Below are 2,932 nucleotides of genomic sequence, written 5' to 3'. Positions count from 1 at the left end.
CCGCGTCGTCCGGAACGCGGCCGGAGGGGCGCGGCCAGCAGGCCGGATCCTGACGCTCGCGGAAGCACCCTCCCGCCGATCGCGGGAGGGGCTCGCAACCAGAAGGGCAGGGCCTCGCACGGCACCGACAGCATGACGGTCACGCGGCAGAGAGGCCGTCCCCGTTACCATGGCAGGTCAGAACGGATTCACCGCGAGACGAATTCGTCGGTCGCGATCACCTCGCCGTAGAAGAAGGCGAGGGCCGACATGATCGCGGTCTGGACATGGGCCGCAGGGACGGACCTGCCGTCGAACTCCAGGTCGCGCGTCGCGCAGGCGTCGTGGATCGTGACGGTCCTGTAGCCCAGATCGTTGGCGGCCCGGACCGTGGCATCGACGCACATGTGGCTCATCGCGCCCGCGGTCACGACCTCCTCGATTCCGTTCTCCTCGAGCAGCGACTGCAGGCCCGTCTCGCGGAAGGCGTTCGAGAAGGACTTGACGATCACCGGCTCGCCCGAGCCCGGAGCGACGGCGTCGTTGATCTCCACCCCGTCCAAGCCGGGGACGAAGATCGGACCGCCGGGCATCTCATGGCGCACGTTGACGGTCAGGTCGCCTGCCCCCCGGGCATGAGCAATCACGCGGGCGGCGTTGGCCGCCGCGACGTCGATTCCCTCGAGCGGCAGCTTTCCTTCGGGCCAGTATTCGTTCTGCAGGTCGATGACGACGACAGCGCGGTTGGACATGGCTGTCACCTTTCATGGTCTGGTCTCTTGTCCTTCATTGGGGCTGCATCCAGAGCCCTAGCCACCGGCGCAATCGACAGAAGACGGGTCGATATCGACAAATGAGCGACCTCAGGATCGGCATCGTCCATTATCCCGGCGCTCAACTGTCCGCCGCGATGGGGCTGGCGGATCTCTTCGGAATCGCCGGAGAGATTGCCGATCGTGCGGATCGGGGGGCGCCGCGGCTCTCGACCAGGGTGATCGAGTCGCCGGCCGATGATCGAACGCTATCGCCCGGCGGATCCGATGCCCGTTGCGATGTCCTGATCCTTCCCCCCTCCCTGCATGCGCCGATCACAGCGGACGCCGCCGCCCCGCTCGCGGACTGGCTTCGGGAGCGTCATGCGGCCGGTGTGGTGATCGCTTCCGTCTGCGGAGGCTCATTCCTGCTTGCCGAGACGGGGCTCCTGTCCGGGCGGGCGGCGACGACGCACTGGGTCTATGCGGATGCCTTTCGCCAGCGGTTTCCGGACGTGATCCTCGACCTCGACCGGCTCGTCATCGACGGCGGCGATATCCTGTCGGCGGGCGGGCTGATGTCCTGGGCCGATCTCGGCCTCAAGCTTGTCGACCGGTATCTCGGACCCGTCCGGCGCGTGTCTACATCGAGCACCATCTCCCCTGGTCCGCAGCCCTGCAGGAGCATTTCACGGTCGAATGGGGCATCTATCCCGATCTGGCCATGGATATGTTCATGCGCCCCCTGATGGCGGTGATGGATCCCTATACGGCGGGAGCGGTGTTCAACGTCCTGTCCGCCGCGATGCTGCCCCTGGGTGTGGCACTCCTGTCCCTGGTGACGACGGGTCGCATCGGTCTCACCGTCGCGCCGGCGGTGCTGCTGATCTACAGCAAACCGCTCGCGTGGGGCTTCATCAACTTCGTCTTTTCGACGGGGCTCGCCCTTTGCCTGTTCGCCCTGTGGATCTGGCTGCGCCCGGGGTGGCGCCGCACCGCGCTGTTCGCTCTCCTGATGCCGGTGCTCTTCTTCAGCCACGTCCTGGGCTTCCTCCTGTTCGGTTTTCTGATGCTGGCTTACGAGCTGGGGCAGTTCGCGGCCGGCCGGCGCGGGCGACTTTCGCACTTCGCCACCCGACTGATCCTGCGCGACGGGCTGATCGCGGTCGTACCGCTCGCGCTGTTCGCTGCTGGCCTGCCGGACCGGCTGCCGGGCCTTGACACGGAGATATCCGGCTTCGGTGGCTTGCAGAGCCGCATGGAGGCGCTCCTGGCGCCGTTCGACTACGATAGTTCGCAGGTTTCGGCCTTGGGACGGTCGCTGTTCGTCGGTTTCGGACTGCTCCTGTTGATCGCGTTCCGCAGCGGCTGGATGACCTTGGCGCCCCCGCTGCGCCCGGTCTTCCTTGCGAGTGTCGTGCTCGTCCTGGCAGTTCCGGCGGCCTTTCTGGGGATCTCCCTTCTCCACATCCGCTTCGGGGCAATCCCGATGGCGATCCTTCTGGCCGGCGCGTCCCTGACCCCGGCCGGACGGGCCCGCGCCGTGCCCTTGTCCGCGGCCTTCCTGGGTCTCTTCGCGCTCCAGTAGGTCGCCGTCCACGCCAGGATGGCTGGTCTCGACCGCGCACAAGGAGAGATCCGTACAGCGGTCGCCGGACTGCCGGAGGGCGCGCGCGTACTCATCGGACGGGATTCCTTGACGCTGGACGTCTATCGTCTGCAGCACGCGCCAGCCTTGGTCGTCATCGAGAGCGACGGTTACGTGGCCAACTTGTTCACCAACACCTCGCCCGTCGGCGTCAACGCGCAAACGATGCCGCCACACCGGCCCCAATCTTGGCCGCTGGGCCGAGACCAACTCGTGGAGGGGGCCCGCCGGGATCCGCCGACAACCGCCACGTCGGAAGGCATCCAAGACGACTTCTACTACGGCTGGCCGCAGACATTCGATGCGCTGTTCTGGTCCACGGCGCCGGACGGATCGGGGCCGGGCATCGCGCAATTGAAACCGGTTGCGAGCGGGCAGACGTTCCGCCTCTACGGGATCTCACCGGGCAATCAATAGAGACCGTCGGACATTAACGAACGCGGTAGGGACTGGGCGCGTGAACTGCCCCCCATTTCGACCGGACAGCCTGGCATGACCATGGAAGGCCCAAGCCTGTGCTTGGGGACATGCTTATGCCCAACGAAGATCGACC

The 2,932-nt window shown here is 66.5% G+C and carries 4 protein-coding genes; 3 read left to right on the top strand and 1 reads right to left on the bottom strand.

Going from position 1 to position 2,932, the window contains the following annotated elements; translation table 11 throughout:
* Positions 1–188: 188 nt before the first annotated feature.
* On the bottom strand, positions 189–731 hold the full coding sequence (locus BUE30_RS17155; protein WP_073334365.1) for a cysteine hydrolase family protein: 543 nt from the start codon (positions 729–731) through the stop codon (positions 189–191).
* 101 nt (positions 732–832) lie between these two features.
* Between BUE30_RS17155 and BUE30_RS17150 the strand changes: the two genes are divergently transcribed.
* From BUE30_RS17150 to BUE30_RS17140, 3 genes are all read left to right on the top strand, one after another.
* Positions 833–1,480 carry a DJ-1/PfpI family protein gene (locus BUE30_RS17150; RefSeq protein ID WP_073334363.1) on the top strand — a complete coding sequence of 216 codons (648 nt, stop codon included), beginning with the start codon at positions 833–835 and terminating at the stop codon, positions 1,478–1,480.
* Positions 1,456–2,319, top strand: a complete 864-nt coding sequence (locus BUE30_RS17145; protein ID WP_170865671.1) for a glycosyltransferase family protein — start codon at positions 1,456–1,458, stop codon at positions 2,317–2,319. The genes BUE30_RS17150 and BUE30_RS17145 overlap by 25 nt, the downstream gene beginning before the upstream one ends.
* Positions 2,320–2,427: 108 nt before the next feature.
* Positions 2,428–2,796: a hypothetical protein gene (locus BUE30_RS17140; protein WP_073334359.1), complete on the top strand. Its 369-nt coding sequence runs from the start codon at positions 2,428–2,430 to the stop codon at positions 2,794–2,796.
* Positions 2,797–2,932 lie beyond the last annotated feature (136 nt).

Source organism: Wenxinia saemankumensis, assembly GCF_900141735.1.
In the GTDB taxonomy this organism is placed as follows: domain Bacteria; phylum Pseudomonadota; class Alphaproteobacteria; order Rhodobacterales; family Rhodobacteraceae; genus Wenxinia; species Wenxinia saemankumensis.
The sequence above is the reverse complement of the archived record's forward strand: the minus strand, read 5'-3'. Positions and strand labels throughout refer to the sequence as shown.